The organism is Mycobacterium sp. NPDC004974 (assembly GCF_053600815.1).
The window spans coordinates 90,738-114,016 of record NZ_JBSGAQ010000018.1; the positions used below are offsets into that span (position 1 = coordinate 90,738).

The 23,279-nt window shown below is 66.4% G+C and carries 23 protein-coding genes and 1 riboswitch; of the genes, 7 read left to right on the plus strand and 16 right to left on the minus strand.

What is annotated here, in order from left to right:
• Positions 1–2 precede the first annotated feature (2 nt).
• The 4 genes from fadD10 to ACWEFV_RS29390 all read right to left on the minus strand — a co-directional run bounded on the left by fadD10 (position 3) and on the right by ACWEFV_RS29390 (position 4,570).
• Positions 3–1,562 carry a fatty acid--CoA ligase FadD10 gene (fadD10, locus tag ACWEFV_RS29375; protein WP_450072766.1) on the minus strand — a complete coding sequence of 520 codons (1,560 nt, stop codon included), beginning with the start codon at positions 1,560–1,562 and terminating at the stop codon, positions 3–5.
• 29 nt (positions 1,563–1,591) lie between these two features.
• Entirely contained in the window at positions 1,592–2,146 is a 555-nt protein-coding gene (locus ACWEFV_RS29380) for an FcoT family thioesterase (RefSeq protein WP_450072767.1), read from the minus strand.
• Between the two features lie 2 nt (positions 2,147–2,148).
• Complete coding sequence (gene scoE / locus ACWEFV_RS29385; protein WP_450072768.1) at positions 2,149–3,018, minus strand: (3R)-3-[(carboxymethyl)amino]fatty acid oxygenase/decarboxylase; 870 nt, start codon at positions 3,016–3,018, stop codon at positions 2,149–2,151.
• 82 nt (positions 3,019–3,100) lie between these two features.
• The gene (locus tag ACWEFV_RS29390; protein ID WP_450072769.1) at positions 3,101–4,570 is read right to left on the minus strand and encodes a PPE domain-containing protein; all 1,470 of its coding nucleotides are present in this window, start codon (positions 4,568–4,570) and stop codon (positions 3,101–3,103) included.
• Positions 4,571–4,760: 190 nt separating this feature from the next.
• On the opposite strand from ACWEFV_RS29390, the gene ACWEFV_RS29395 reads away from it, so the two are divergent.
• Positions 4,761–5,570, plus strand: a complete 810-nt coding sequence (locus ACWEFV_RS29395) for a class I SAM-dependent methyltransferase (protein ID WP_450072770.1) — start codon at positions 4,761–4,763, stop codon at positions 5,568–5,570.
• A gap of 78 nt (positions 5,571–5,648) precedes the next feature.
• On the opposite strand, the gene metE is transcribed toward ACWEFV_RS29395, so the two are convergent.
• From metE to ACWEFV_RS29410, 3 genes are all read right to left on the minus strand, one after another.
• A complete protein-coding gene (gene metE / locus ACWEFV_RS29400; protein WP_450072771.1) occupies positions 5,649–7,922 on the minus strand; it encodes a 5-methyltetrahydropteroyltriglutamate--homocysteine S-methyltransferase in 2,274 nt (757 codons plus the stop codon).
• A gap of 126 nt (positions 7,923–8,048) precedes the next feature.
• Positions 8,049–8,285: riboswitch (cobalamin riboswitch) on the minus strand.
• 42 nt (positions 8,286–8,327) lie between these two features.
• Positions 8,328–9,002, minus strand: coding sequence for a sensor domain-containing protein (locus tag ACWEFV_RS29405; protein ID WP_450072772.1), 675 nt, complete (start codon positions 9,000–9,002; stop codon positions 8,328–8,330).
• Positions 9,003–9,118: 116 nt separating this feature from the next.
• A complete protein-coding gene (locus tag ACWEFV_RS29410) occupies positions 9,119–9,640 on the minus strand; it encodes a hypothetical protein (RefSeq protein WP_450072773.1) in 522 nt (173 codons plus the stop codon).
• Between the two features lie 493 nt (positions 9,641–10,133).
• Between ACWEFV_RS29410 and ACWEFV_RS29415 the strand changes: the two genes are divergently transcribed.
• The 5 genes from ACWEFV_RS29415 (at position 10,134) to ACWEFV_RS29435 (ending at position 13,348) form a co-directional block, all read left to right on the plus strand.
• Positions 10,134–10,835 carry an MspA family porin gene (locus tag ACWEFV_RS29415; protein WP_450072774.1) on the plus strand — a complete coding sequence of 234 codons (702 nt, stop codon included), beginning with the start codon at positions 10,134–10,136 and terminating at the stop codon, positions 10,833–10,835.
• A 91-nt stretch (positions 10,836–10,926) separates the two neighbouring features.
• Complete coding sequence (locus ACWEFV_RS29420; RefSeq protein ID WP_450072775.1) at positions 10,927–11,619, plus strand: MspA family porin; 693 nt, start codon at positions 10,927–10,929, stop codon at positions 11,617–11,619.
• Between the two features lie 30 nt (positions 11,620–11,649).
• Positions 11,650–12,384 (plus strand): hypothetical protein, encoded by a 735-nt coding sequence (locus ACWEFV_RS29425; RefSeq protein ID WP_450072776.1) that lies wholly within the window; start codon positions 11,650–11,652, stop codon positions 12,382–12,384.
• Positions 12,385–12,600: 216 nt separating this feature from the next.
• Positions 12,601–12,945 carry a hypothetical protein gene (locus ACWEFV_RS29430; RefSeq protein WP_286175082.1) on the plus strand — a complete coding sequence of 115 codons (345 nt, stop codon included), beginning with the start codon at positions 12,601–12,603 and terminating at the stop codon, positions 12,943–12,945.
• A gap of 64 nt (positions 12,946–13,009) precedes the next feature.
• Positions 13,010–13,348, plus strand: coding sequence for a hypothetical protein (locus tag ACWEFV_RS29435; RefSeq protein ID WP_450072777.1), 339 nt, complete (start codon positions 13,010–13,012; stop codon positions 13,346–13,348).
• A 31-nt stretch (positions 13,349–13,379) separates the two neighbouring features.
• On the opposite strand, the gene ACWEFV_RS29440 is transcribed toward ACWEFV_RS29435, so the two are convergent.
• Together ACWEFV_RS29440 and ACWEFV_RS29445 are read right to left on the minus strand one after the other, a co-directional pair.
• Positions 13,380–13,769, minus strand: a complete 390-nt coding sequence (locus tag ACWEFV_RS29440) for a hypothetical protein (protein WP_450072778.1) — start codon at positions 13,767–13,769, stop codon at positions 13,380–13,382.
• Complete coding sequence (locus ACWEFV_RS29445; protein ID WP_135456544.1) at positions 13,756–14,310, minus strand: signal peptidase II; 555 nt, start codon at positions 14,308–14,310, stop codon at positions 13,756–13,758. Before ACWEFV_RS29445 ends, ACWEFV_RS29440 begins: the two co-directional genes overlap by 14 nt.
• A gap of 118 nt (positions 14,311–14,428) precedes the next feature.
• Here ACWEFV_RS29445 and ACWEFV_RS29450 point away from each other — a divergent pair, with 118 nt between their 5' ends.
• Positions 14,429–15,181 carry an enoyl-CoA hydratase gene (locus ACWEFV_RS29450; RefSeq protein ID WP_135456546.1) on the plus strand — a complete coding sequence of 251 codons (753 nt, stop codon included), beginning with the start codon at positions 14,429–14,431 and terminating at the stop codon, positions 15,179–15,181.
• A 16-nt stretch (positions 15,182–15,197) separates the two neighbouring features.
• Here the strand turns inward: ACWEFV_RS29450 and ACWEFV_RS29455 are convergent, their stop codons facing one another.
• From ACWEFV_RS29455 to ACWEFV_RS29485, 7 genes are all read right to left on the minus strand, one after another.
• Positions 15,198–16,385: a dihydrolipoamide acetyltransferase family protein gene (locus tag ACWEFV_RS29455; RefSeq protein WP_450072779.1), complete on the minus strand. Its 1,188-nt coding sequence runs from the start codon at positions 16,383–16,385 to the stop codon at positions 15,198–15,200.
• Positions 16,382–17,407: an alpha-ketoacid dehydrogenase subunit beta gene (locus tag ACWEFV_RS29460; protein ID WP_450072806.1), complete on the minus strand. Its 1,026-nt coding sequence runs from the start codon at positions 17,405–17,407 to the stop codon at positions 16,382–16,384. The genes ACWEFV_RS29455 and ACWEFV_RS29460 overlap by 4 nt, the downstream gene beginning before the upstream one ends.
• 65 nt (positions 17,408–17,472) lie before the next feature.
• On the minus strand, positions 17,473–18,561 hold the full coding sequence (gene pdhA / locus ACWEFV_RS29465) for a pyruvate dehydrogenase (acetyl-transferring) E1 component subunit alpha (protein ID WP_450072780.1): 1,089 nt from the start codon (positions 18,559–18,561) through the stop codon (positions 17,473–17,475).
• Between the two features lie 246 nt (positions 18,562–18,807).
• Positions 18,808–19,620 (minus strand): HpcH/HpaI aldolase/citrate lyase family protein, encoded by an 813-nt coding sequence (locus tag ACWEFV_RS29470; RefSeq protein WP_450072781.1) that lies wholly within the window; start codon positions 19,618–19,620, stop codon positions 18,808–18,810.
• Complete coding sequence (locus ACWEFV_RS29475) at positions 19,620–20,111, minus strand: MaoC family dehydratase (RefSeq protein WP_135456556.1); 492 nt, start codon at positions 20,109–20,111, stop codon at positions 19,620–19,622. Before ACWEFV_RS29475 ends, ACWEFV_RS29470 begins: the two co-directional genes overlap by 1 nt.
• Positions 20,108–21,271 carry an acyl-CoA dehydrogenase family protein gene (locus tag ACWEFV_RS29480; protein WP_135456558.1) on the minus strand — a complete coding sequence of 388 codons (1,164 nt, stop codon included), beginning with the start codon at positions 21,269–21,271 and terminating at the stop codon, positions 20,108–20,110. The genes ACWEFV_RS29475 and ACWEFV_RS29480 overlap by 4 nt, the downstream gene beginning before the upstream one ends.
• Complete coding sequence (locus tag ACWEFV_RS29485) at positions 21,268–23,265, minus strand: acetyl-CoA carboxylase biotin carboxylase subunit (protein WP_450072807.1); 1,998 nt, start codon at positions 23,263–23,265, stop codon at positions 21,268–21,270. Before ACWEFV_RS29485 ends, ACWEFV_RS29480 begins: the two co-directional genes overlap by 4 nt.
• Positions 23,266–23,279: the final 14 nt, after the last annotated feature.

Sequence of the window (23,279 nt, forward strand, 5' to 3'; positions counted from 1 at the left end):
TCTCAGCCACCGGCAACCACACCCAGTGCCGCACGCACGATCTTGCCGGACTGGGTTCGTGGAATCTCTTGCACGAACCTGATTGTCGACGGTCTGGCCATCGGCTCGGACTCCTTCCGGAAGCGCGCCGCAATGGCGTGTTTGAGCTTCCTGGCGCCTGATTCATCCAGATTTGCCGATGCGACCACCGCCAGACCCACCAGCGCACCGAACTCCTCGTCGGGGATTTCGTAACAGGCTGCCTGGCTGACGCCGGCAACACCTTCGGCGATGCGGTCCACCTCATCGGGCGCGATGTTGACGCCTCCGGAGATGATCATCTCCGATGACCTTCCCCTGATATAGAAGAAGCCGTCATCGTGCCGGTCCAGGACATCGCCGGTGTTCACCCACCCGTCGACCAGAGTTTCGGCGGTCCGCTCGGGATTTTCCCAGTACCCCAGCATGTTCGCCGGAGACTTGATCCACAGGGTGCCTGAGGCAGCAGAATCAGCACCCGAACGTGTGGGCGGTCCGCTGCCGTCGCCATCCAGGTGCACGTCCACGCCGGGATAGGGCCGGCCTACGGCACCGGCTTCGATTCTGGCGATCGACCCGTCATCGGTGGGAAGACACAGTGCGGTACAACCGGTTTCGCTGAGACCGTAGACCTGTGCGGTACGAACACCGGCCGCCTCCACAAAGCTGACGTCGGAAGCGATGGCGCGGGAACCGCCATATCCGACCATCCGTAGTGACGGCGGGACCGGTGCGCCGGTGGACCGCAGCTCGGACACCAGTCGGGTCAACAGGGTGGGAACCAGGCAGGTCGTCGCAACATCGTTCGTGGCGAGAAGCTCCCCGATGGACATCCCGTTCTCACCGCCGGTGATACACAGCCCGCCGTGCATCAGGCAGTTGAGGATCCACCACAGTCCGCCGATGTGCGTCGCGGGCAACGGTGAGTACGTGGTTTCGCCGACGATCCAGTCAACCCACGTCAATGCCTCCCGCTGCAGGATGTCGGCGACGGAATAGAAGGTTCGATTCGCCAGCAGTACGGCCTTCGGCGTGCCCGTCGTACCACTGGTGAAGATCATCGCCAGCGGATGGTCGGCTCCCCCGACGGGTGCCTCATCTGAACCCGGATCTCCGACGCACTCGGTTGCGCCGGCGGAGATGTCGACGGCGAAGGCAGGCACCGACCGGAGCGATCCGAGCTCGGCGGTCCGCAGCCGGCATCCCGGTGTGATGAGAACCGCACCGGGGGTGGCGATCTCGCCGAACCGGTCGATGGTCGCCGGGGGCAGGCCGCCGTCCACCATGACAGCGATCGCACCGACCTTCGCGCACGCCAATACCGACAGGTAAGTCTCGGGACCGTTGTCGGATACGACGAACACACGAGTGCCCCGCGAGACCGATCGAGACCCGAGATCGGTTGCAAGCCTGTCTACTTCGGCCATGAGGTCGCGGTAGCGCAACACGCTGGTTCCGTCGCAGCGACGTAACGCGATCGCCTCGGGCTGCTGTCGTGCCCTCTCGCCGATGCGTGCCAGAACCGTGGATGGTGGGTATGTCATAGCTGTGTCAAGCCGCTTTCGTACCGATGTCAGGGGATGTTGAGCGCCGCCAGCTCGACTTCGCCGGACGCGGACCCGCCGTCCTCATCCCAGAACTCGACCGTGCACGGAATCTTGAGATAACGAATCGTTCGATCGACGACCTCGAAGTCCTTGCACAGCAGGCGCGCCGAGAATTTGTGAGATTTGATCGGGCGCCTGAAACGTGACGCCGTGGTCTTGATCAGCATGCTGGGGAGCTGGTAGTTGAAGTAGTCCTCCATCGACCAGCCCCGGAATTCGGGTATCTGCTCGTTGAGGATGGCCGGGGCGAAGGCGCTGTAGGCGAGCTGGTTGAAGCACAGCACCCATTCCGCAGCGTTGAAGTGCCCGGTGTCGCGAATGTACGCGGGCTCTTTGATGCTGAAGTTCCCAACCGCGAGCACGGAGGTCTCGGTGGCTTCGTACTCCGCGTCGAGTAGATAGCGACACCCTTTGTAGGAATAGGGTTCCAGCACCTTGACCAGAAGATCTTCCGGGATCGGCGCCATGTCGGAGGTGTCGTACCCACCAGTCGTCATCGATAGTGTCTCGGCGGTGCTCATGCTCATACCCCATATCCCGGTGTCTTGAGGCCGTCCAACATGGTCAGCCGATGAGTCGTCAAAGTGCCTGGTGTGGTGCCGTGTTTCGCCCGGTGCATCAGAACCCGGTTGTCCCACAACACAACATCGCCGACCTCATAGTGTTGGGTGTGGATGAACGGCGATGTGAAATCCGCGTCGAGTTGCCCGGTGGCCGTCATGAGTTCCTGCAGAACGGCGGGCTCCAGGACGTGTCCGTGCTCATCCTCGATCTTCGTGGTGCCCGATGCGCAGATGTAGAGGATCTCCTGCCCGGTCTTCGGGTGCCTGATCACCGTCGGCCATTTGATCGGCGGCGTGGTCTTGGATATCTCGTCCCAGACTTCGCCGATCGGCTTGTAGACGTCATGCGGGCGAATCTTGATGTGGCGCCGGGGATCATGGGTCGCGAATGTTCCGCGAACCGGGTCCCGCACGGTGTCCGGCACGGATTCCCACACCTTGTTGAGATCGATGAAGTAGGTCCCCCGATCCTCACCGGGGACGGCCAGCGGAAGCACCATGGAGAATGCGAAGGGCTCGGGCATGAACATGTAGTCGATGTGCCAGAACGCACCGGTCCTGGGTACGCCGTGGCCCTGCTCGGTCGAGGAGACGAAGATCTCCGGGTGGTCCTTGTGGTGATAGATCGGCTCGTAGTACGTGACGATGTCGCCGACGATGCGCCCCAGTTCGAGGAACTCTTCAGGAGTCGGATGAAGGTCTTTCAGAATGACCAGCTTGTTCTGATAGACGATCTCACGGATCTCTTCCCTCGTGATGCCGTCGAGATTCTTGGGGTCGATTCCCGTGACTTGCGCCCCGAGCCCCGCCCCTTTCACGTTCAGCGTCAACTCTTCTCCTCGTTCAGCTCTGCGCTGCGCCGGTGGTGCGGCGCTATCGGATAGGTCGCGTCAAACCGATTGAAAGTTCCCGCTATTCGCGATCCGGACTGCCAACCCACGTCGCGGGAAGCATCGGGACCGACTCTCCGGCACTGTCGAATGACCGCTGGACCATCCCGGCGGCGGGGGTACTCGTGGCCACCGGCGCGACACCGGCGAAGCCGAGGGTGCCTGCACCCGTCCCGCTGGACGTGGGTGGTACGGGCCGGCCGAGGACCGGGTCTTCGGCCGCGGCCTCCGCAGTGTCGGTGGCGGCCAGAAACTCGTGGCGATAACTCCGGGCCCGGTCTCGTTTCCGGCTGGTCTGTTTTCGACGGCTGCGGTCGATGGCGGCTGCTCGCGCCGCGGCTACGGCGGTCAGGATATCTGCCATGCTGTCAGGGGATTCGGTGCCGGATTTCGGCCCCGATGCCACGGCGGGCGGATCCAGACCGGGGACGGCATAGGTCACGATCGGTGATGCCGCCGAGCCGCTCGCACTGGTTGTGGTGGGCCCGCTGGGACCGGAACTACTGGTCTGCGGAACCGCGCTGGAGACTCCGGACGGGGTCAATGCCAGGCCCGCGTGGGCGCTCGGCGCAGCGCGGTGGCCGGCGGCGACCTCGACGGGAGCCGGTAACACGCTCGCCGGCGGCGCCTTGTTCTGCAGGAGCGCCAGCGCACCCAGCGCGCTCAATGCGCTGAGTGCGGGCGCGAAGAACGGCAGCAGCAGAAGCGAATACGAGGCGTAGTACGGATACCAGAGCATGTCGTACAGCACCAGCGCGATCGCCGCGAGTATGGCGGCCTCGGCCGGGTTGAACCCCAGTTTCCCGAAGAGCTGCTGAAACGTCTCAAGCAGTTTTTCGGGATTGCCCGCACCCGCGATGAGGTCGGAGATCAGTCGCCAGATGTCGTTCAGCGGCTGGTTGTCCGACGCTGAACCGGACGTACGCTGCTGCTCACTCCGTGCCTCACCACCCGGCGCGAGGATCGAAGGGGCCAGCCGCGGTGGTGGAACAGCAGAATAGGCGCTCGCCGCAACCGCCTCATAGGTCATCATCACCTCGGCCGCCTGCAGCCACATCCGCACGTAATCGGCTTCGTTGAGGGCAATCGGAATGGTGTTGACGCCGAAGAAGTTGGTGGCCGACAGCACGCCGTGGGCGACGTGGTTGGCAGCGAGTTCCGCCGGCGTTGGCATGATCGCCAGGGCGCTGCTGTAGGCAGCTGCAACCATCTCGTGCTGTGTACCGGTGATGGCACTGTCGGCTGAGGCCTGTTCCAGCCACGCCAGGTAGGGGCCATGAGCAGCCACATACTGCGCCGCGCTGGGACCTTCCCAGCTACCGGCTTGCACCTCGGCCAGGATCTGCGTCAGTTCGGCTGCTACCGCGCTGTATTGAGCGCTCAGCGCATGCCACTGCCCGGCTGCGGCGAGAAGTGATCCGGGACCGGGGCCCGTGCTCAACAACGCGGAATGCACCTCTGGGGGCACCGCCAGCCAATGTGGGCCAGTCACGTCATCACCTCCTTGCACAAGCGTCGACCGGCAGCGCGAACCTGCACGAGTTCGCCTTGTCCTTCACTAGTCGGTGACGGGAACCAGAAAGTTCCCGCGGTGTGTGGCAGTGACCTGTGAACCAGGGCAACGACTCTCGACGGCGCTGCGCACGTGCACGCGCTCAGGGGCCGACGGGTACGGTCGTGCCATGCCAGTGATCGACGCGCGTCATCTGACCGCGGTATCGGAAACCGCGCTACTGACTCTGCACCAGAGGGCGACGGAGGCCGCCCGGCCTGACGGCGTCATCGAGGACCCGATGGCGATCACACTGCGTGACGGCCTCGGCTACGACTATCACCATTTCGGCCGGACCCACCAGGCCACCGCCCTGCGCGCCCTGGCGTTCGACGTCGCTTCGCGGCGATACCTGCAGACGCACCGCCGCGCCAGTGTGGTCGCCCTGGCCGAGGGGCTGCAGACCAGCTTCTGGCGTCTCGACAACGGTGAAATGACCTGGCTTTCGGTGGACTTGGAGCCGATCGTGCGGCTGCGTCAGCAACTACTCCCGGCTTCGGACCGGCTCCGGTACCTGGCGCAGTCGGCACTCGACCATTCCTGGATGGATCAGGTGGACGCAACCAACGGCGTGCTCATCACCGCCGAGGGATTGTTCCAATACCTGGAGCATGACGCGGTATTCGATCTCATCGCAGCCTGTGCCGCCCGATTTCCCGGAGGACAGCTGATCTTCGACAGCGTCCCGCGGTTTCTGAGCTGGTACTCGCAACGACGTGGCATCAGGCTCAGCAAGCAGTACACCGCGCCACCGATGCCGTTCTCATTCACTGCAGACCGGTACGACGAGTTACGCTCCATCCCAGGCGTTCTCGCTGTGTACGAGCTCGATATGCCGGCGGGCCGGGGCAAGGTCCTGTCCCGTGCCGCGGGCCTCGTCTACCGGTCCAGGCGGCTCGAGCGCTTCCGGGCACCGACCAATGTCGTCGAGTTCGGTTAGCCGAACGAGCGTGGGTCTCGTGCACGGGAATCGACGCGATTGCGTGCACAAGACCCACGGTCGGCCAGACAAGCGACGCTATCCTGCACGCACTTTCGCTGCAGCGCGGACCATATGCCTGAGCGACTCGGTCACCTCATCGGTGGTTCGCGTCTTCAGGCCGCAGTCGGGGTTGACCCAGAGCCGTTCGGCGGGAACCGATTCGAGTGCCTCGCGCAGTGCCGTCGTGATCTCCTCCACGCCAGGCACCCTCGGCGAATGGATGTCATAGACACCCGGGCCGACGCTGTTGGAGAATCCGGCGGCATTGAGATCTCCGAGAACCTCCATGTGCGAACGGGCCGCCTCGATCGACGTGACATCCGCATCCAGGTCCGCGATCGCCCCGATCACCTCACCGAACTCCGAATAGCAGAGGTGGGTGTGGATCTGCGTGGAGTCGGCGACGCCTGAGGTGGACAGCCGGAACGCATCGACCGCCCACCGCAGGTAGGCGTTCTTGTCCTTCGAACGCAGCGGCAACAGCTCGCGGAGTGCCGGCTCATCGACCTGGATGATCGCGATACCCGCCGACTGCAGGTCGACCGTCTCATCCCGGATCGCCAGGGCCACTTGAAATGCCGTGTCCGCCAACGGCTGATCGTCGCGGACGAACGACCAGGCCAGGATGGTGACCGGCCCGGTGAGCATGCCCTTGACCGGCTTGTCCGTGAGTGACTGGGCATAGCTGATCCACTCGACCGTCATCGGCTCCGGCCGGACCACGTCCCCGTAGAGGATCGGCGGCCGCACGCACCGGCTGCCGTAGGACTGAACCCAGCCGTTCTGCGTGGCGAAGAACCCGTCGAGTTGTTCGGCGAAGTACTGCACCATGTCATTGCGTTCGGGCTCTCCGTGCACGAGCACGTCCAGCCCCAGCTGTTCCTGCAAGGCGATGACGTCGGCGATCTCGGCCTTCATCCGTCGCTGGTATTCCGCGGCGTCGATCTTGCCGGACCGGAGGTCGGCGCGAGCGATACGAATGGCCGTGGTCTGCGGGTAGGACCCGATCGTGGTGGTGGGCAGGGCGGGCAGCTTCAGCCGGTCCTGTTGGGCGGTGCGGCGCCGATCGGCCTGCCCACGCTCGGCGCCGGAGGCCACGATCGCCGAGATCCGCGCCCGGACCTGGCCGTTGTTCAGCCGTGGATCGGATGTGCGGGAGGCAATGGTGGCGTTGGATTCCGTGATCTCGGCCGAGATCGCGTCGCGCCCCTGCCTGAGACCTCGCGCCAAGACCGCGACCTCATCGACCTTCTCAGCCCCGAAGGCCAGCCAACTACGCAGTACCGCATCGATATCCGCTTCAGCGTCGAGCGCGTACGGGACATGCAGCGTCGAGCAGGACGTCGACACTGCCACCGCTCCCGCGTTCCCCAGGAGCGCGCCCAGTGAGTCCAGGGCCCGTTCCAGGTCGGTGCGCCAAATGTTGCGGCCGTCGACCACACCGGCCACCAGGAGCTTGTCCTTCAGCTCGGGCACGGCGGCCAGAGCGGCAGCAGAACCGGCCACCAGATCGATGCCGATGGCCTCGACCGCGGTCCGGGCCAGGGCCGGGAGCGCATCCGTCAGCTCGCCGAAGTAGGTCGCGACGGAAATCGCGGGCCGCTTGGTCAGCCCGCCCAGCCGGCCGTAGGCACGGGTGGCCAGTTCGGCGGCGTTGTCGACCATGTCGGTCACCAACACCGGCTCGTCGATCTGGACCCACTCGACACCCCGATCTGCCAACACGCCCAGCAGTTCGGCGTACACCTCGACGAGCTCGTCGAGCCGCGAGGCCGGCGCGCCCGCTCCGTCGACGGCCTTGGACAAAGACAGGAACGTGACGGGCCCGATGATCACCGGCCGGGCCGGAACCCCCTGTGCGCGCGCCTCTTCCAGCTCACCCAGCACCTTGGCCGCGTTCAGGGAGAAGGTCGTGTCCGGGCGCAGTTCCGGAACCAGGTAGTGGTAGTTGGTGTCGAACCACTTGGTCATCTCCAGGGGCGCGATTTCGTCGTTCCCGCGGGCGGCGGCGAAGTAGCGGTCGAGATCATCGGCGATCCCACTGACCCGCGTCGGCAGCGCACCGACCAGAACTGCGGTATCGAGCATCTGGTCGTAGTAGGAGAAGGTGTTGATCGGGACCGAATCGAGTCCGGCCGCGACGAGCGACGCCCAGGTGTCGCGTCGCAAGGTGGCGGCCACTGATTCGAGTTCTGTTCGGTCGATACGACCCGACCAGTACTTCTCGACGGCGCGCTTGAGCTCGCGGTTGGGCCCGATTCGAGGTGACCCGAGGATGGTGGCGGTGAAAGGTGCTGCGGTTGTGCTCATGACGACGTCCTTCAACATGCGGGGATGGCCACCGCCAGGAGACATCGAACCGAACGCAGCCACCCACCACGAGTGAACCGCTTTCGGCCACTGCCCATTCCGCGAGGCGATGAACCACCGGACGCGGCGCGCCCGGTACGGCTGGCAGGTCTTCGGACTCACAGGCACGCACGGAATCCGTGCACCTACTGGCCGTCGCTTCCCAGCCGCAGATTCCTGCGGGCCAGTGCTGATGACGGCGGTCGTTCCTGCATACCGCTGCGGGACAGTCCCGGATTCTCACCGGGTTCCCTCTCACGTCGCATCTCAATCAGCATGCGACGCTCGATGTCGGCACCGCAAACCTCCGGTGCCGACAAACCAGCTGCGCGGCTCAGACTACCCCCGCACGGTGGCGGGTACCGATCAGCGCGGCATCGCGGCTTTGATCTTGTCCACCACATCGGCTGCCTGAGTTACCGACGAACCCGCCGGCTTACACGCCTGGATATCCATGACGAGATTGGCGGCCACGGCGAGCGCACGCTGGCAATCCCGGGTCTGATCCCCGTTGACGCGGGTGAAGGGCAGCGTGAGCTCGGAATCGGTCTTTGTCAGATCGCCACTCGTCCACTTGGGCAGGCGCTCACCATTGAGGGTGATGTTCACGTGGTGGTTGGTGCACTTGGACCAACGGTCCGCCGATTGGTTCAAGAAGTCGGTGGCATCCTGCGCGGACGGGAAGATGACGACCGACTGCACCAGCAGGTTGTCCCAGTCATCGTTGTCCGGCGCGCGCAGCAGCACCTGGCGCATGGCGGTCCAGCGATCCCCGTAGATGGCCGCCTCATCGACCTGCCAAGCACCGAGGCAGTTCAGATTGGGCAGCAGATTGCGATGATCGCCCATCTCGGTGACAGGCGGGTGTGCCGTCATCCCCTCGGTCCCCATCAGGGTGTTGACCTCGTCGGTACTGAGCAGCAGTCCCTCGAGCGCCGACTTGGGCACGTCTTTCGGCGGCCCCTGGGCTTTGTCACCATTGCCGGCACAACTGGTCGCCAACAGCACGAGCATGAGCAGCGAGATCGCAAGCCGGATCACGGTAATCCTTTACTGACGGCACGGTTCACCGCGCGGTGGGGGACGGATTCTCAGAGGTGACGCGAACCGGGGCGCTGCGCGATTACCCAATCAGGACAACGAGTTTGTGTTTGCCGTCACGCGTGGGTGCCGGCGGCGGCGCAGGCCATCTGGGCGTTGTTGGCGTCGGTGTTGAGCTGGGTGGCCGTGTCATTGAGTGACTGACCGCCGGTACGCAGCCCCATCTTCAGGAGCAGCTTGGTGGCGCCGAAGGACCATGACCGCATCGGGTTGGCGATCTCGGGCGAGAGTCCGGGAGTGCCGGCGGCGTTCATCGCCGACGCGGCGGCCTCACGCAGCGCGGTCCGGCCACTGGTGTTGGTGGTGCTGATCGTCGGGTCGCCGTAGTCGGGGCGCTCCACACCTTCAATGGAATCCGCGAAATCACCGTAGAACGTCGACGCGGAGTCAAGCGCACTCGCGAACGTGGAGCAGGCAGCAACCGCCGGCACGCCGGGATCATCCGTGCTGGCGACCGGTACGGGCACCGGACCCGCAGCCGGCACTCCGGCTGTCACCGGGGGCAACTCCGGCACGGCAGGCGCTGCCGGCCCCGGAGCACCTGACTCGTCGCCCGGCTCGGCAACTGCCATGGGCATGGCAGCGAAGCCGATGCCGACCGCAATGAGCAGCGATGCAAACCCTCGCTCGTACACCTGAGACGACCTCAACGATTCCTCCGTCAATCGGTAGCAATTCGGCGCTGCGCGCCACAGTTCACGTCCGCGCCCCCTCGACGCATCGGCCGTACCCCCCCGGATGCCCCTCACGGTCGGGGTTGCACATGTCCAAAAAGTGAACAGCCGGCCAACCGACCACCTCCAAGGGTCGTCCATTGCGTGCCGGCAGTCGCTGCTGTTTCCTCATATATGTAATGCGCTGCGGCGCATGCCCTTTCCCAGCAACTTCACAGGTTCCGGGAATCCAGCTGGACGGGAATGCGGCGGCAGTTGTTGGGGCGTTGTTCACCGAATCGAAACGCAACCGGTTAATGATTCGTCGCGACAGATTCCTTGGGCCCGTTGGGTTCAGACGACCATGGCGTGTCGCTGAACGGCAGGGCCCAAAACCACGAGAGGCGCAAGTTCACGCATGTTGAGTCGTTTTGCCCCCCTGGCTGCAGTCTGCATGTTGGCCCCTGTAGCGATTGCGCCCCTTGCATCCGCGGATCCCCCGCCCCCGCCGGACCCCGCAGCGCCCGTCGCGGCCGCCGCGCCGGCCGGCCCGCCGCCGGACACCGGCGCCGTGCCGTCCTCACCCCCAGGAGTCCTGGACACCCCCGACGGCTGGCACGTGAGCGTGGCCGGCTCCAACGAGACCCTGCTGCCGGTCGCACCACTGACCACCGCGGTGTCCTCACGCGAATACCTCGTCGGCGGCACCTTCACCGGCAAGGTCTCCGGCGGCGGTAAGACCAAGCTCACCGGCGGCACGCTGGAGGCCGGCGCCCAGATCGGTTGCGGCATCATCACCGATGAGACCGAAATCAACCCCGGCGTCAGCTTCACCCCCGGCATCAGGATTCCGTTCACCGGCTCCGCAGGCGATGTCAACGGCGGTACCGGTATCAGCTTGCAGGGCAAGGTCTATCTCAAGCCGGGCACCGTCACCATCGTCCCGATCGACAAGAAGTCGTTCAAGGGCACCGGAACCCGCGTGACCATCACCGGTGTGCGGATCAAGTTCGATCAGTGCGCGGGCCAGTCGTTCATTCGCACCTACGCGACCCTGACCAGCTCCACCGACAACACCGACGACGTCATCACCTACCTCGGCGTCACCAAAGCCGTCTGAGCGCGGCCCGGAAACGACACCGACCATGATCCGCTCTGATCACAACGCCGACCCCTCGGATTCGAAACCCATGAGAGGCACAAGTTCCCGCATGATGAATCGCTTCGCCACCTTGGCCGCCGTTTGCCTCTTGGCCCCGGTTGCGTTGGCGCCCCTGGCGTCGGCCGACCCGCCACCGCCGCCGCCGGCAGACCCCGCCGCACAACCTGTTGATGCCGGGCCGCCGCCCGACAACGGACTGGTCGCCTCCGCCGAACCAGGTGTCGTCACCACCCCCGACGGCTGGAAGCTCACCGTTTCCGCCAAAGACGAGAGCCAGCTGCCGGTCGCACCACTGACCACCGCCGCCTCCTCACGCGAATACCTCGTCGCCGGCACCTTCACCGGCACCGTCACCGGCGGCGGGTCCACCTCGCTGACCGGCGGCACGCTCGACACCGGCTACCAGATCGGCTGCGGTATCGAACTCGGCCAGGTCCGCCTCATCGGGTCGATCGGTCTGAGCACCTCGGGCTCCACCCTGGCCGGCATCATCCCGACCGGCGTGAGCATGCCGATGTCGGGGACGCTGGAGATCCACCCCAAGCCCGGCACCGTCACCAACGTCTCGGTGAACAAGAAGTCGTTCAAGGCCGCCCCGGTGCGCGTCACCCTCAAAGACGTTCACATCAAGGTCGACGGCTGCGTCGGTCAGTCCTTCCTGCGCTCCTACGCCACCCTGACCAGCTCCACCACCGACACCGATGATGTGGTGGCTTACTACGGCGTCACCAAGTCGGTCTGACAGGCTGATGTGAAAGCGAAACACGAAGGCATGAGCGAGAACCCGGACAGCACATTGCCGACCAGGAACGTGGTGGCCAATCTCGCCGCGGCCGGGCTGTTCGCAGTCGGCGTGGCGGTTGCCTGCTCGGCAACCGCCGCAGCCGACCCGGCACCGCCGGAGGTCCCAGGTGCTCCCGCGGTCGCCGCCCCAGCGCCCGCTGTGGAGCCGCCTCCCCCACCAGGACCCGAGGTACCCCTGGTGGGCGCACCACTCGGGCCGAACGGGTTGTCGGTTCTGGGGCAGACCGGAACCGATACGGGACCTGGCAGGTTGGGCGTCCCGAACGGGGTCGACATGAGTCCCGGTGCGCTCCTCGGGCAGTACTCGGTGCCGTCCGCGCCGGGCGCCCCACCACCGACCGAGGCACCCAACCTCAGGGCGTTCAACAACGGAAACTTCTTCCCGCAGAACGAGAAACCTTCGGCACCCGGTCAGGGCACCGTGGTCGGGGTCGCGCCAGGTCAGGAGAACGCGGATATCTCCGGGCTCGACTGGATGCGGAACATGCGCGACATGTACCGCAACGGGAACCTGCGTGGCGCGATGCTGGGCCAGCTGCCCAAAGAGCAACTCGGTGAACCACTTCCGGGGACCGCTCCCCCGCCGGGAACGAATATTCCGCAGGGTCTCGGTGAGAATCTCCCGGATCCGGCAGCACCGCCGCCGGCACCGGGAGTCCCGATACCGCCCGCGGGTCCCGCTCCCGCTCCGCCTGCTCCCTAGCTCTACAGATCGACATTCGGGCAGCGTCCGGCACTTCCCCGGACGCTGCCCGAACTATTTGTACCCGCCGAACCTTCTGCGCCCTGCAGGCCCGCTAGCCGGACAGAACGCGCCGAGAGCGTCAGCCAGACACTGTTTGGTAAGTTCCTGTTAACTTTCTGTACATCAGGAATACACTTACGGGCAGCGGTCGGGGCTACCGGTGAGAGCGACAGCATGAGATCCGACCGCCGGGAGGTCGAGATGCTGATGCGAACACGGAATTCGACAATCACCGGGCTGGCCGTGATGATCCCGGCCCTTGCGATCGGGGGCGCGCCGTTGGCGGCGGCGGAACCGACTGCAGGCAGCGGCCAGCGGGCTGACGAGACCATCTCAGCCCTGAACGCCGAGGGCTACAACGTGGCTATCAACTGGGTCGGCGGTACCAGCACACTGTCGCTGTCGCTGTGCCGGGTCAATTCGATCCACAACCCCAACCGTGGGTCGCCGGCCCTGCCCAAGTCAGAAGTGACGGTCTACGTCGACGTGCAGTGCCCCGACGAGGGCTCGAATTCCTGATCTCCCACGGACCCATCCGGCGGAATAGACTGGCAAAGTCGGTCCGACCGCTGGGAGGATCATCATGCCGCGGGAGTCGAGTCGCGCGAAGATACTCGCATCCTTCGGTGTGCTGTGTGCGGTGATCTTCCTGGCCCCACCTGCCGGAGCAGACCCGACCGCCGGCACCAGATCGGCGGCCGACACGATCAACGATCTCACCGCCAAGGGCTACAACGTCCAGATCAATTGGGTCAGCGGGGTCAGTAGCGAACCGCTCACACGCTGCAGGGCGACGGCCGTTCACAATCCCGATCGGTCGCCCGGCACCGACCCGGCGAATACCACTGTCTACGTGGATGTGTCGTGCCCCAACGAACCCGACGACGGCGTCTGGGGCGGAATCGGGATCGGTTTCGGTTGACCTTCGGTTCGAGCGATCGGGTCGGCTTGCATCAGAACGCTGCCCCATTGGGCACCGACGTGGTGGCGTAGGGATTCGACATCGTCGTGGTCGGCGGCGCGGTGGTCTCCACCGGGACCTCCGGCGGTGGCGCACTTGGCGTTCCGATGCCTTCGCTGGTGCTCACCGGTGACCGCGTGCTGGTGGTGGCTGTCGCCGACCGCGACGGCATCGACTTCGTCGGCGTCACCGGTGTGAGCCGCTCGGGTTGGGTAGGCAGCACTGAGTGGTGCGACGTCGTCAGGATCGCGAACACCAGCACACCGATGGCCACCAGGCCGCCCACACCGGCAACGACGATCGCCGCGGTGGTCTCGTACCAAGGAGTGGCCGGCGGGCTTTCTACTGAACCGACCCAGCGCTCCTGATCAACTTCCGGCATGCGGCCCTGAGGTCCGAGCCGCGCCGTTGAACGGAAAACCCGACAGCGACAACGCAATCAACCAGACCACGCCCGCCAACACGGCGATGTCCGCCACGTTGAACACCGGCATCGGGCCGACCGCCAGGAAATCAACCACATGCCCGCGCAGCGGGCCGGGAGCGCGGAACAGCCGGTCGACGAGGTTGCCCGTGGCGCCGCCGAGGATCGTCCCGAGGCCGAGAGCCCACCACGGCGAGCGCACATGGGCACCGATCCAGGCGATCGCACCGGCCACGGACAGAACGACGAGGGTCAGCATCACGGTACGGTCCGCGGCCATCGACAAGGCCGCACCAGAGTTACGGGTGAGTTCGCATACCAGCCAGTTGCCGAGCAATGGGACGGTGCGGCCGGGCTGGAGCATGCCCACGGCAAGCGTCTTGGTACCCACGTCGATCAGAAACACCGACCCGGCAGCCAACAACAGCAGACGACGCCGCGTCGGCTGCACCGACCCGGCTCCCGGGGCGCCAGAAAAACCGGCGATGTCGGCCGTCACCGGATCATTGTCCGCTCGCGGGGGCCGGACCGCCGGGCACCGCGACTGACGTTTCGATGAACTTTTGTGGTCACCCACGCCTCAGCGCGCGGACGGCACGGAGGGCTAGGGTGACCTCGTGCCGGATTCCGTGTTGGTCAGCGTCGACGATCACATCGCAGTCATCACCGTCAACGACCCCGATCGCCGCAATGCGGTGACCTTCGAGATGTCGGCGGCCCTGCGCGCCGCGGTCGAGGCCGCCGAGGCCAACCCCGACGTACACGCCGTGATCGTCACCGGTGCAGGCAAGGCGTTCTGCGCCGGTGCCGACCTCACCGCGCTGGGCGAGGCCACCGAAGACGGACTGCGCAAGATCTACGACGGCTTCCTGGCGGTCGCCAATTGCACGCTCCCCACCATCGCCGCGGTCAACGGCGCCGCCGTCGGCGCAGGCCTCAACCTGGCGCTGGCCGCCGACGTTCGGATCGCCGGCCCGAGCGCGCTGTTCGATCCGCGGTTCCAGAAGCTGGGTATCCATCCCGGCGGCGGCGCCACCTGGATGCTGCAGCGAGGCGTCGGCCCGCAGGTGGCCCGAGCGGCGCTGTTGTTCGGCATGCGCTTCGACGCCGAGTCCGCGGTACGCCACGGGTTGGCGCTGTCGATCGCCGAGGATCCGGTGGGCGCTGCACGTATGCTCGCCGCCGGACCCGCAAGCGCCCCACGTGATGTGGTGATCGCCACCAAGGCCTCGATGCGGGCCACCGCCAACCCGGGGACAGTCGACATCGACCAGCACGGGACCGCCGTCGACATCGAACTCGGTCCACAGGCGCGCTCCATCGAATCCCCGGAATTCGCAGAGCGTTTGGCCGCGGCCAAGCGCAAATAGCCGCTTCGACTCTCCGCTACAGTTCGATCAGCGCCAATTCGGGCGCCTCGATCAGTGAACGCAGGTCACGCAGGAACGCGGCGGCCTGGGCACCGTCGACGACGCGATGGTCGAAGGCACAGGTCAACGACATCGTGGGGTGAGCCACCACGGCCCCGTCAACCACGACCGGCCGCGGTTTCATCGATCCCATCCCGAGAATCGCGGCCTCCGGATAGTTGATCACCGGCACGCCGTCGTCCAGGCCGAGTGCTCCGAAGTTCGACACCGTGAACGTCGACCCGCTCAGCTCGGCCGGGCTGAGCGTTCCGGCTCTCGCCTGCTCGACCAGCCGGGCCACCGCTGCGGCCAACTCTCGCGTCGTCATCGATTGCGCGTCCCGGATCACCGGGACCAGCAGTCCGCGGGGCGCGGCCACTCCGAAACCCAGGTGTACGGCCGGATGCCGGTGAATCTGTGGCCCTTCGGCGGTTTCGAGCCAGGTGGAGTTCAGCATCGGATGCCGCCTCAGCGCCAGAACCAGTAACCGTAGCGTCAGCACGAACGGTGTGGCGGGGACTTCGGCATCCGTGACCTTGATGCGGTCCCGCAGCTGTGACAACGCAGCACAGTCCACGTCCACCCGGGCGTGCGCATCGGGTATCTCTTTACGTGACAACGACATCCGCCGCGCCATCGCGGCCTGCACGCCACCGACGTCGATGATGTCCGCACTGCCCGCTGCGGCCAGGACGTCGTCGCGCGTGACGATCCCCTCGGGCCCGGATCCCGGCGCCACCTTCTGGAGGTCGACGTGCAGGTCCGCCGCCAGTTTGCGCACCGGAGGTTTGGCCCGCGCCCGCGGGCTCTCCGAACTCGGCGCCCGCCTACTGACATCCATGGTGTCGTCGGTGCCATACCCGACCAGCACCGACTTACGGGGTGTCGCACCATTTTTCACGGACCCGATTGGTGCTTCGGCCAGCTCATCGGTGTCTATCCGGGCCAACAGTGACCCAACGGTCAAGGTATCCCCTGCCTTGCCGCCGAGCTCGAGCACCTGCCCGGCGAACGGGCTGGGTATCTCCACCTCGGCCTTGTTGGTCTCGACCGTGCACAACGTCTGATTGAGCTCGACGGTGTCGCCCACCGCAACGCTCCAGCTGGTGATCGTGGCGTCCTGCAACCCCTCACCGAGATCGGGGACCAGGAACTCCCGGTTCACGGCTGCACCATCGCGCGCTCGACGCAGTCGAGCAGGCGGTCGACGCCGGGCAGCCACACCTTCTCCAGCCGGGCCGGCGGATAGGGCGTGTCAAAACCGGTGGCACGCAAGACCGGTGCCTCAAGATCGTAGAAGCACTCCTCGGAGATCCGGGCAGCCAGTTCGGCCCCGAAGCCGAGGGTACGGGGCCCCTCATGCATGACGACGGCTCGGCCGGTTCGCCGCACCGACGCCGCAACCGTGTCGAAGTCGAGGGGGTTCAGTGAGCGCAGATCGACAATCTCGAGGCTCCAGCCCTGCTCTGCGGCCAGCTCCGCGGCGTTGAGCGCAGTGGCCACCAATCCACCGTAGGTGATGACGGTGGCGTCGGTTCCGTTGCGCCGCACCATCGCCCGGCCGATGGGCGGAGCGGGCGCGCTGGTGTCGACGAGTTCGCGTGCCCAGTAACGTCGCTTTGGCTCCAGGAAGATCACCGGGTCGGCGCTGCTGATCGAATACCGCAGCAGCCAGTACGCGTCCGACGGCGTGGACGGTACGACCACCTTGAGACCCGCCGTGTGCAACCAGTACGACTCGGTGGACTCCGAATGGTGTTCAACCGCACCGATGCCGCCGAACGACGGAATCCGCACCGTCACCCCCAGGTTGATGTCGCCGTGGGTGCGCATCCGGTATTTGGCCAGATGACTGGCGATCTGATCGAAGGCCGGATAGCTGAACCCGTCGAACTGGATCTCCGGTACCGGGGTGAACCCGCGGATCGCCAGGCCGACTGCCACACCGATGATCGCCGATTCGGCCAGCGGAGTGTCGAAACACCTTTCGGCGCCGAAGGTCTCGGACAGTCCCTCGGTGACTCGGAAGACCCCACCGAGGGTAGCGACATCCTCGCCGAACACCAGCACACGGTCGTCGGCGTCCATCGCGTCGCGCAGCGCTTGGTTGATGGCCGCCACCATGGTCAGTTCGGCGGGCCGCGCCGTCGACGCCGGCGGTGCCGGCATTCTGACGGGAGCCAGCATCGGCTCCCACGGCTCCGGCGAATCACCCTGAGCGGCAGGACGATCGATGATCTGGGTCATGAGTCTTACGCCTCCTTCGCCAGTTCGGCCAACAGCGCATCGCGTTGGCGTGCCAGATCCGGGGTGATCTCGGCGTATACGGTGTCGAACAGTTCGGCCGGATCGGGGTCCGCCGCCCCGATGAGAGAGTCGCGCAATTCTGCGCACAGCCGCCGTGAGCGTGTGGCCACGCGCTGCTCGAGTCGTTCGTCGAGCACGCCGGCGTTCTGCAGATAGGTGCGGTACCGCGCGATCGGGTCGCGGGCAAGCCACTCGTCGACCTCGTCGGCCGACCGATAGCGGGTCGGATCGTCGGAGGTGGTGTGCGGACCCATCCGGTAGGTGACGGCCTCGATGAGCGTGGGGCCTGCGCCCGCACGGGCGCGTTCGGCGGCCTCGGCCATCACCGCATAGCAGGCCAGCACATCGTTGCCGTCGACGCGGATACCCGGCATGCCGTAGCCGATGGCCCGGTGTGCGATCGACGGCCCGGCCTGCTGCTTGCTCACCGGCACCGAGATCGCCCACTGGTTGTTCTGCACGAAGAACATGCACGGCGCGCGGAACACCGACGCCAGGTTGAGCGCCTCGTGCACATCGCCCTCACTGGTGGCGCCGTCGCCGAGGAACGCGACCGTCACCGAGTCCTCGCCGAGACGCTGCGCGGCCATCGCAGCGCCGACCGCATGCAGTCCGTGGGTGCCGATCGGAATCGCGATCGGGGCGACGCAGCGGCTGGTGAACTCGCGACCGCCGTGCCATTGCCCCCGCCAGGTCGCACCCATCTGGCCCGGGGTGATCCCGCGCAGCAGGAACGCCCCGATCTCCCGGTACTGCGGAAACAGCCAGTCGGTCTTGCGGAGGCAGGCGGTCGCCCCGATCTGGGCGGCCTCCTGGCCGCGGCAGGACGCATACAGCGCCAGCTCACCCTGGCGCTGCAGGTTGACGAATTCGACGTCCAGGTCACGAGTCACGACCATCGATTCGTAGAGCCAGGCCAGTGTCTCGTGGGGCAGATCGCGGCTGTAGCGCGTTTCGCTGGTGGGCGACCCTTCTGCGTCGACCAGACGCACCGGATCCAGATCGACACTCAGTGCCGGATAGCGCTCAGCCATACCGCCTCCTTCTCGGGTGACGGCATGTCGCGCCGCCAGTCCATGAGGTGCTCAGGGCAGCGGCGGTACGGGCAAAACCCCTGGTGAGAGGCCTCCGGCTAGATGCCTGGGTGTGGCGCTAGCTGGACGATCCGCTCGGCCCGTCGCAGCACTGGGGCATATCGCCATTATGCGCCCGAATCGAATCCGGCCACGCGCATCACGGGTAACGGATTGGAGGCGTGTCGGACAAGGACCGGCCGGTGATCAGCTCCGCGGTGCCAGCGCGACGATCCGCTCGGCACGCCGCAGAACCGGAGCGTCGACCATCAGGCCGTCGTGCTGGAAGACACCACGTTCGCCTGCCACCCGATCGAGCACTGCTCGCGCCCAGGCGATCTGCTCATCGGTCGGGGCATAGGCGGACCGGATGACGGCGACCTGCGTGGGGTGGATCGCCACCTTGGCGTCGAATCCGACGGCGACGGCGTCGTCGGACTCCGCCCGCAGGCCGTCGAGATCCTTGATGTCGAGGTACACCGAATCCAGTGCCAGCTTCCCGTAGGCCTTGGCGGCCAGCAGAGTCTGCGACCGCACGTGCTGGGCGACGTCGCGGTACGTGCCGTCAGGCCAGCGGTTGGCGGTGCCACCGGTGACCGCGAACAGATCCTCCGCCCCCCACATCACCGCGAAGGCGTTGTCGGGCTGCACCAGCTCCACCACGTTCAGCGCGGCCAACGGTGTCTCGATCAGCACCACGACGTCCAACGGCGCCAGGGCGCGCACCTGATCGGCATGCTCGGTCTTGGCCAGCATCACGGTGGTGTAGTCGGTGGCCGCGACCGCCTTCAGGTCGAGTTCGTGGTCGGCGGTGCTGGTCGGGTTGACCCGCACCACGGTGCGCGCCGGATCCAGCGGGGTGTCGATCAACGCCTGACGCGCGGCCGGTCGGTCCTTGGCCGCGCACCCGTCTTCGAGGTCGAGGATCACCACATCGGCTGCGGCCGCGGCCTTTTCGAACCGCTCGGGACGGTCGGCCGGGCAGAACAGCCAACCCGGGCCCGGTGCCTGGACCGTCATCAGGAATCTCCCTCCGGGCGCATGCGCACCATGGTCTTGCGCGACGCCGTCGCCACGATGTCACCGTGCTGGTTGCGGCCCGTGTGCGCGAACGTCACGATGCCCTCCCCCGGCCGGCTCTTGGACGCCCGCTTCTCGGTGATCTCGGTTTCGGCGTAGAGCGTGTCACCGTGGAAAAGTGGCTTCGGGAAAGCGATCTCGGAGAACCCGAGGTTGCCGACGATGGTGCCCTGGGTCAGCTGGGCCACCGACAGCCCGACGAGCGTCGACAACGTGAACATCGAGTTGACCAACCGGGCGTTGAACGGCGGCAGGGCGTCGGAGAACGCGGCATCCAGGTGCAGTGCCTGGGTGTTCATGGTGAGCGTGGTGAACAGGACGTTGTCGGCCTCGGTGATCGTGCGACCGGGACGGTGCAGGTAACGCACACCGATCTCGAACTCCTCGAACCACAGCCCGCGCTGCTCGATTACTTTCTTGGCTTCGCTCACAGGCCCGCCTCCCGCGCGATCAGCATCAGCTGCACTTCGGTTGTCCCCTCGCCGATTTCGAGGATCTTGCTGTCCCGGTAATGCCGCGCCACCGGGTATTCGTTCATGAATCCGTAGCCGCCGAAGATCTGGGTGGCGTCGCGGGAGTTGTCCATCGCGGCCTCGCTGGACACCAGCTTGGCCACCGAGGCGGCCTTCTTGAACGGCTTGCCGGACAGCATCAGCGCGGCCGCGTCGTAGTACGCCGCGCGGGCCGCGTGGGCTCGGGCCTCCATCCGGGCGATCTTGAAGGCGATGGCCTGGTACGTGCCGATGGCTGCGCCGAAAGCCTGACGTTCCTTGGCGTACTTCACACATTCATCCACGCAGCCCTGCGCGACACCGACCGACAGCGCCGCGATGGCGATGCGGCCCTCATCCAGGATGCGCAGGAAGTTGGCGTAGCCGCGGCCACGGTCGCCGAGCAGGTTCTCGGCCGGCACCCGGACGTCGTCGAAGCTCAACGGGTGGGTGTCCGAGGCGTTCCAGCCCACCTTGTTGTAGGCGGGTTCGGCGGTGAATCCCTCGATGGGCACCGGCACCAGGATCGAGGAGATCTCCTTCTTGCCGCCCTCACGCTCCCCGGTCACCGCGGTCACGGTGACCAGCTTGGTGATGTCGGTGCCGGAGTTGGTGATGAACTGCTTGGAGCCGTTGATAATCCAGTGGCCGTCGTCCATCTTGGCGGTGGTCTTGGTGGCGCCGGCGTCGCTGCCACCGCCCGCCTCGGTCAGGCCGAACGCACCCAGTGCCTTGCCACTGGACAGTAGCGGCAGCCACTCCTGCTTCTGCGCGTCGTTGCCGAAGCGGTAGACCGGCATGGCGCCCAGCGAGACTCCGGCCTCCAGCGTGATGGCCACGCTCTGGTCGACCTTGCCGAGTTCCTCCAGGGCCAGGCACAGTGCGAAGTAATCGCCGCCCATGCCGCCGTACTCCTCGGGGAACGGCAGACCGAACAGGCCCATGTCGGCCATGCCGTCCACGACCTCGTAGGGGAACGAATGTTCCTCATCGTGCTTGGCGGCCACGGGGGCGACCACGCTCTGGGCGAAGTCGCGGACGGTCTTGGCCAGTTCCGCGTAGTGATCCGGCAGCGTGCCGGTCGACAGAAAGTCGCTCATTGCTCGTTCTCCTGTGTGTGAGCGGTGATTCGGGCCAGTGGCTGACCCACCTTGACCTGGTCGCCGACGGCGACGAGTAGTTCGGCCACACCGTCGATCGGTGCGGTCAGGGCGTGCTCCATCTTCATCGCCTCCACGGTGACCACCGTGGTGCCGGCCGTCACCTCGGCTCCGCCGGCAACACCCACGGCGACAACCGATCCCGGCATGGGGCTGACGAGTTCGGCGTCGCCGCTGTGCTCGTCGTCGGGCCGCACCGGCGCCTCACGGACTTCCTCGACGACGTAGCTGCGCCCGCCGCCCGAAAGCCAGAGCTGACCGACGCCTCCGCTCAGCTGGGTGGCAACCAGATACTCGGTACGCATGCCATCGAGGGTGACGGTGAACTGGTCGCCGGCGAAAGCGGCACTCAGAGTGTGGGTTTCGCCGTTCTCGACCGACGCGGTGGCCCGGCTCGGGACACCGGTGAGGTACACGTGGTCCGTGCGCTCGCCGGCCCGCAGCCGGAATGCGGCCGGGGCACGCTCCCCCACCCGCCAGCCGGTCGGCCGGGCCCACAGCTCGTCGCCGGCCTGCACCCAGTTGCTGATCCACTGGTAGGCCGCCGCCGCGATCAGCTCTGCATCGCCGAGGGCCTGGGGCGCGAAATCGGGTGCGCGACGGTCCAGCAGGCCGGTGTCCAACCGGCCCGCGGCCACATCGGGATCCGCCAGCAGGAAGCGCAGGAACTCTGTGTTGGTGGTCAGGCCCAGCACCGCGGTATCGGCCAGCGCCCGGTCCAGCTTGTGCAACGCCGCGGTCCGGTCGGCGCCGTGGGCGATGACCTTCGAGAGCATCGGGTCGTAGTCACTGCCGACCACGGTGCCCGCGGCCAGGCCGGAATCCACCCGCACGCCCGGCCCACTGGGCTCCCGCAGCCCGAGCACCGGGCCGCCGGTGGGCAGGAAGCTGTTGGCCGGGTCCTCGGCGTAGACCCGCGCTTCTACGGCATGGCCGGTCATCACGATGTCGTCCTGGCCGATCGCGAGCTTGTCGCCTGCGGCGATCCGGACCTGCTGCTCCACCAGGTCAACTCCGGTGACCATCTCGGTGACCGGATGTTCGACCTGCAACCGGGTGTTCATCTCCATGAAGAAGAACTCGTCGGGTGCATCGGCGGACACGATGAATTCCACGGTGCCTGCACCCGTGTAATCGACACTACGCGCGGTATCGCAGGCGGCCTGCCCGATGCGCGCCCGGGTGGCCGGGTCCAGCAGCGGTGACGGCGCCTCCTCGATGACCTTCTGGTGCCGGCGCTGCAAGCTGCATTCGCGCTCGCCGAGGTGAATCACGTTGCCATGGCCGTCGGCCAGCACCTGCACCTCGATGTGCCGGGGCCGCAACACAAATCGTTCGAGGAACAGGGTGTCGTCGCCGAAGGCGGCGGCGGCCTCGCGGCGGGCGCTGGTCAACGCGGCAGGAAGATCGGCAGCCTGTTCGACCACCCGCATGCCCTTGCCGCCACCACCTGCCGACGGCTTGACCAGGACCGGGAAGCCGACCTCGGGCGCCCCCGCGATCAGATCCTCATCGGTCAGGCCGGGACGCGATATACCCGGCACGACCGGGACACCGAACGCCGACACCGCGGCCTTGGCCGCGATCTTGTCCCCCATCGTGGCGATCGCCGAAGCCGGCGGTCCGATGAAAGCGATGCCCGCGGCCTGCAGTGCGGCGGCGAACTCGGCGTTCTCGGAGAGGAATCCGTAGCCGGGGTGTACCGCCTGCGCACCGGTGCGCTGCGCAGCCGCGACCACGGCGTCGATGTTCAGGTAACTCTGCCGCGCCGCGGCAGGGCCGATATGGACAGCCACGTCAGCCTCGAGGACGTGGCGCGCCGCCGCGTCGGCGTCGCTGAAGACCGCCACCGATCGGATGCCCATGGTCCGCAGGGTGCGGATGACCCGCACCGCGATTTCGCCGCGATTGGCGACGAGGACTGTGTCAAACAATGAACTTGAGGTCA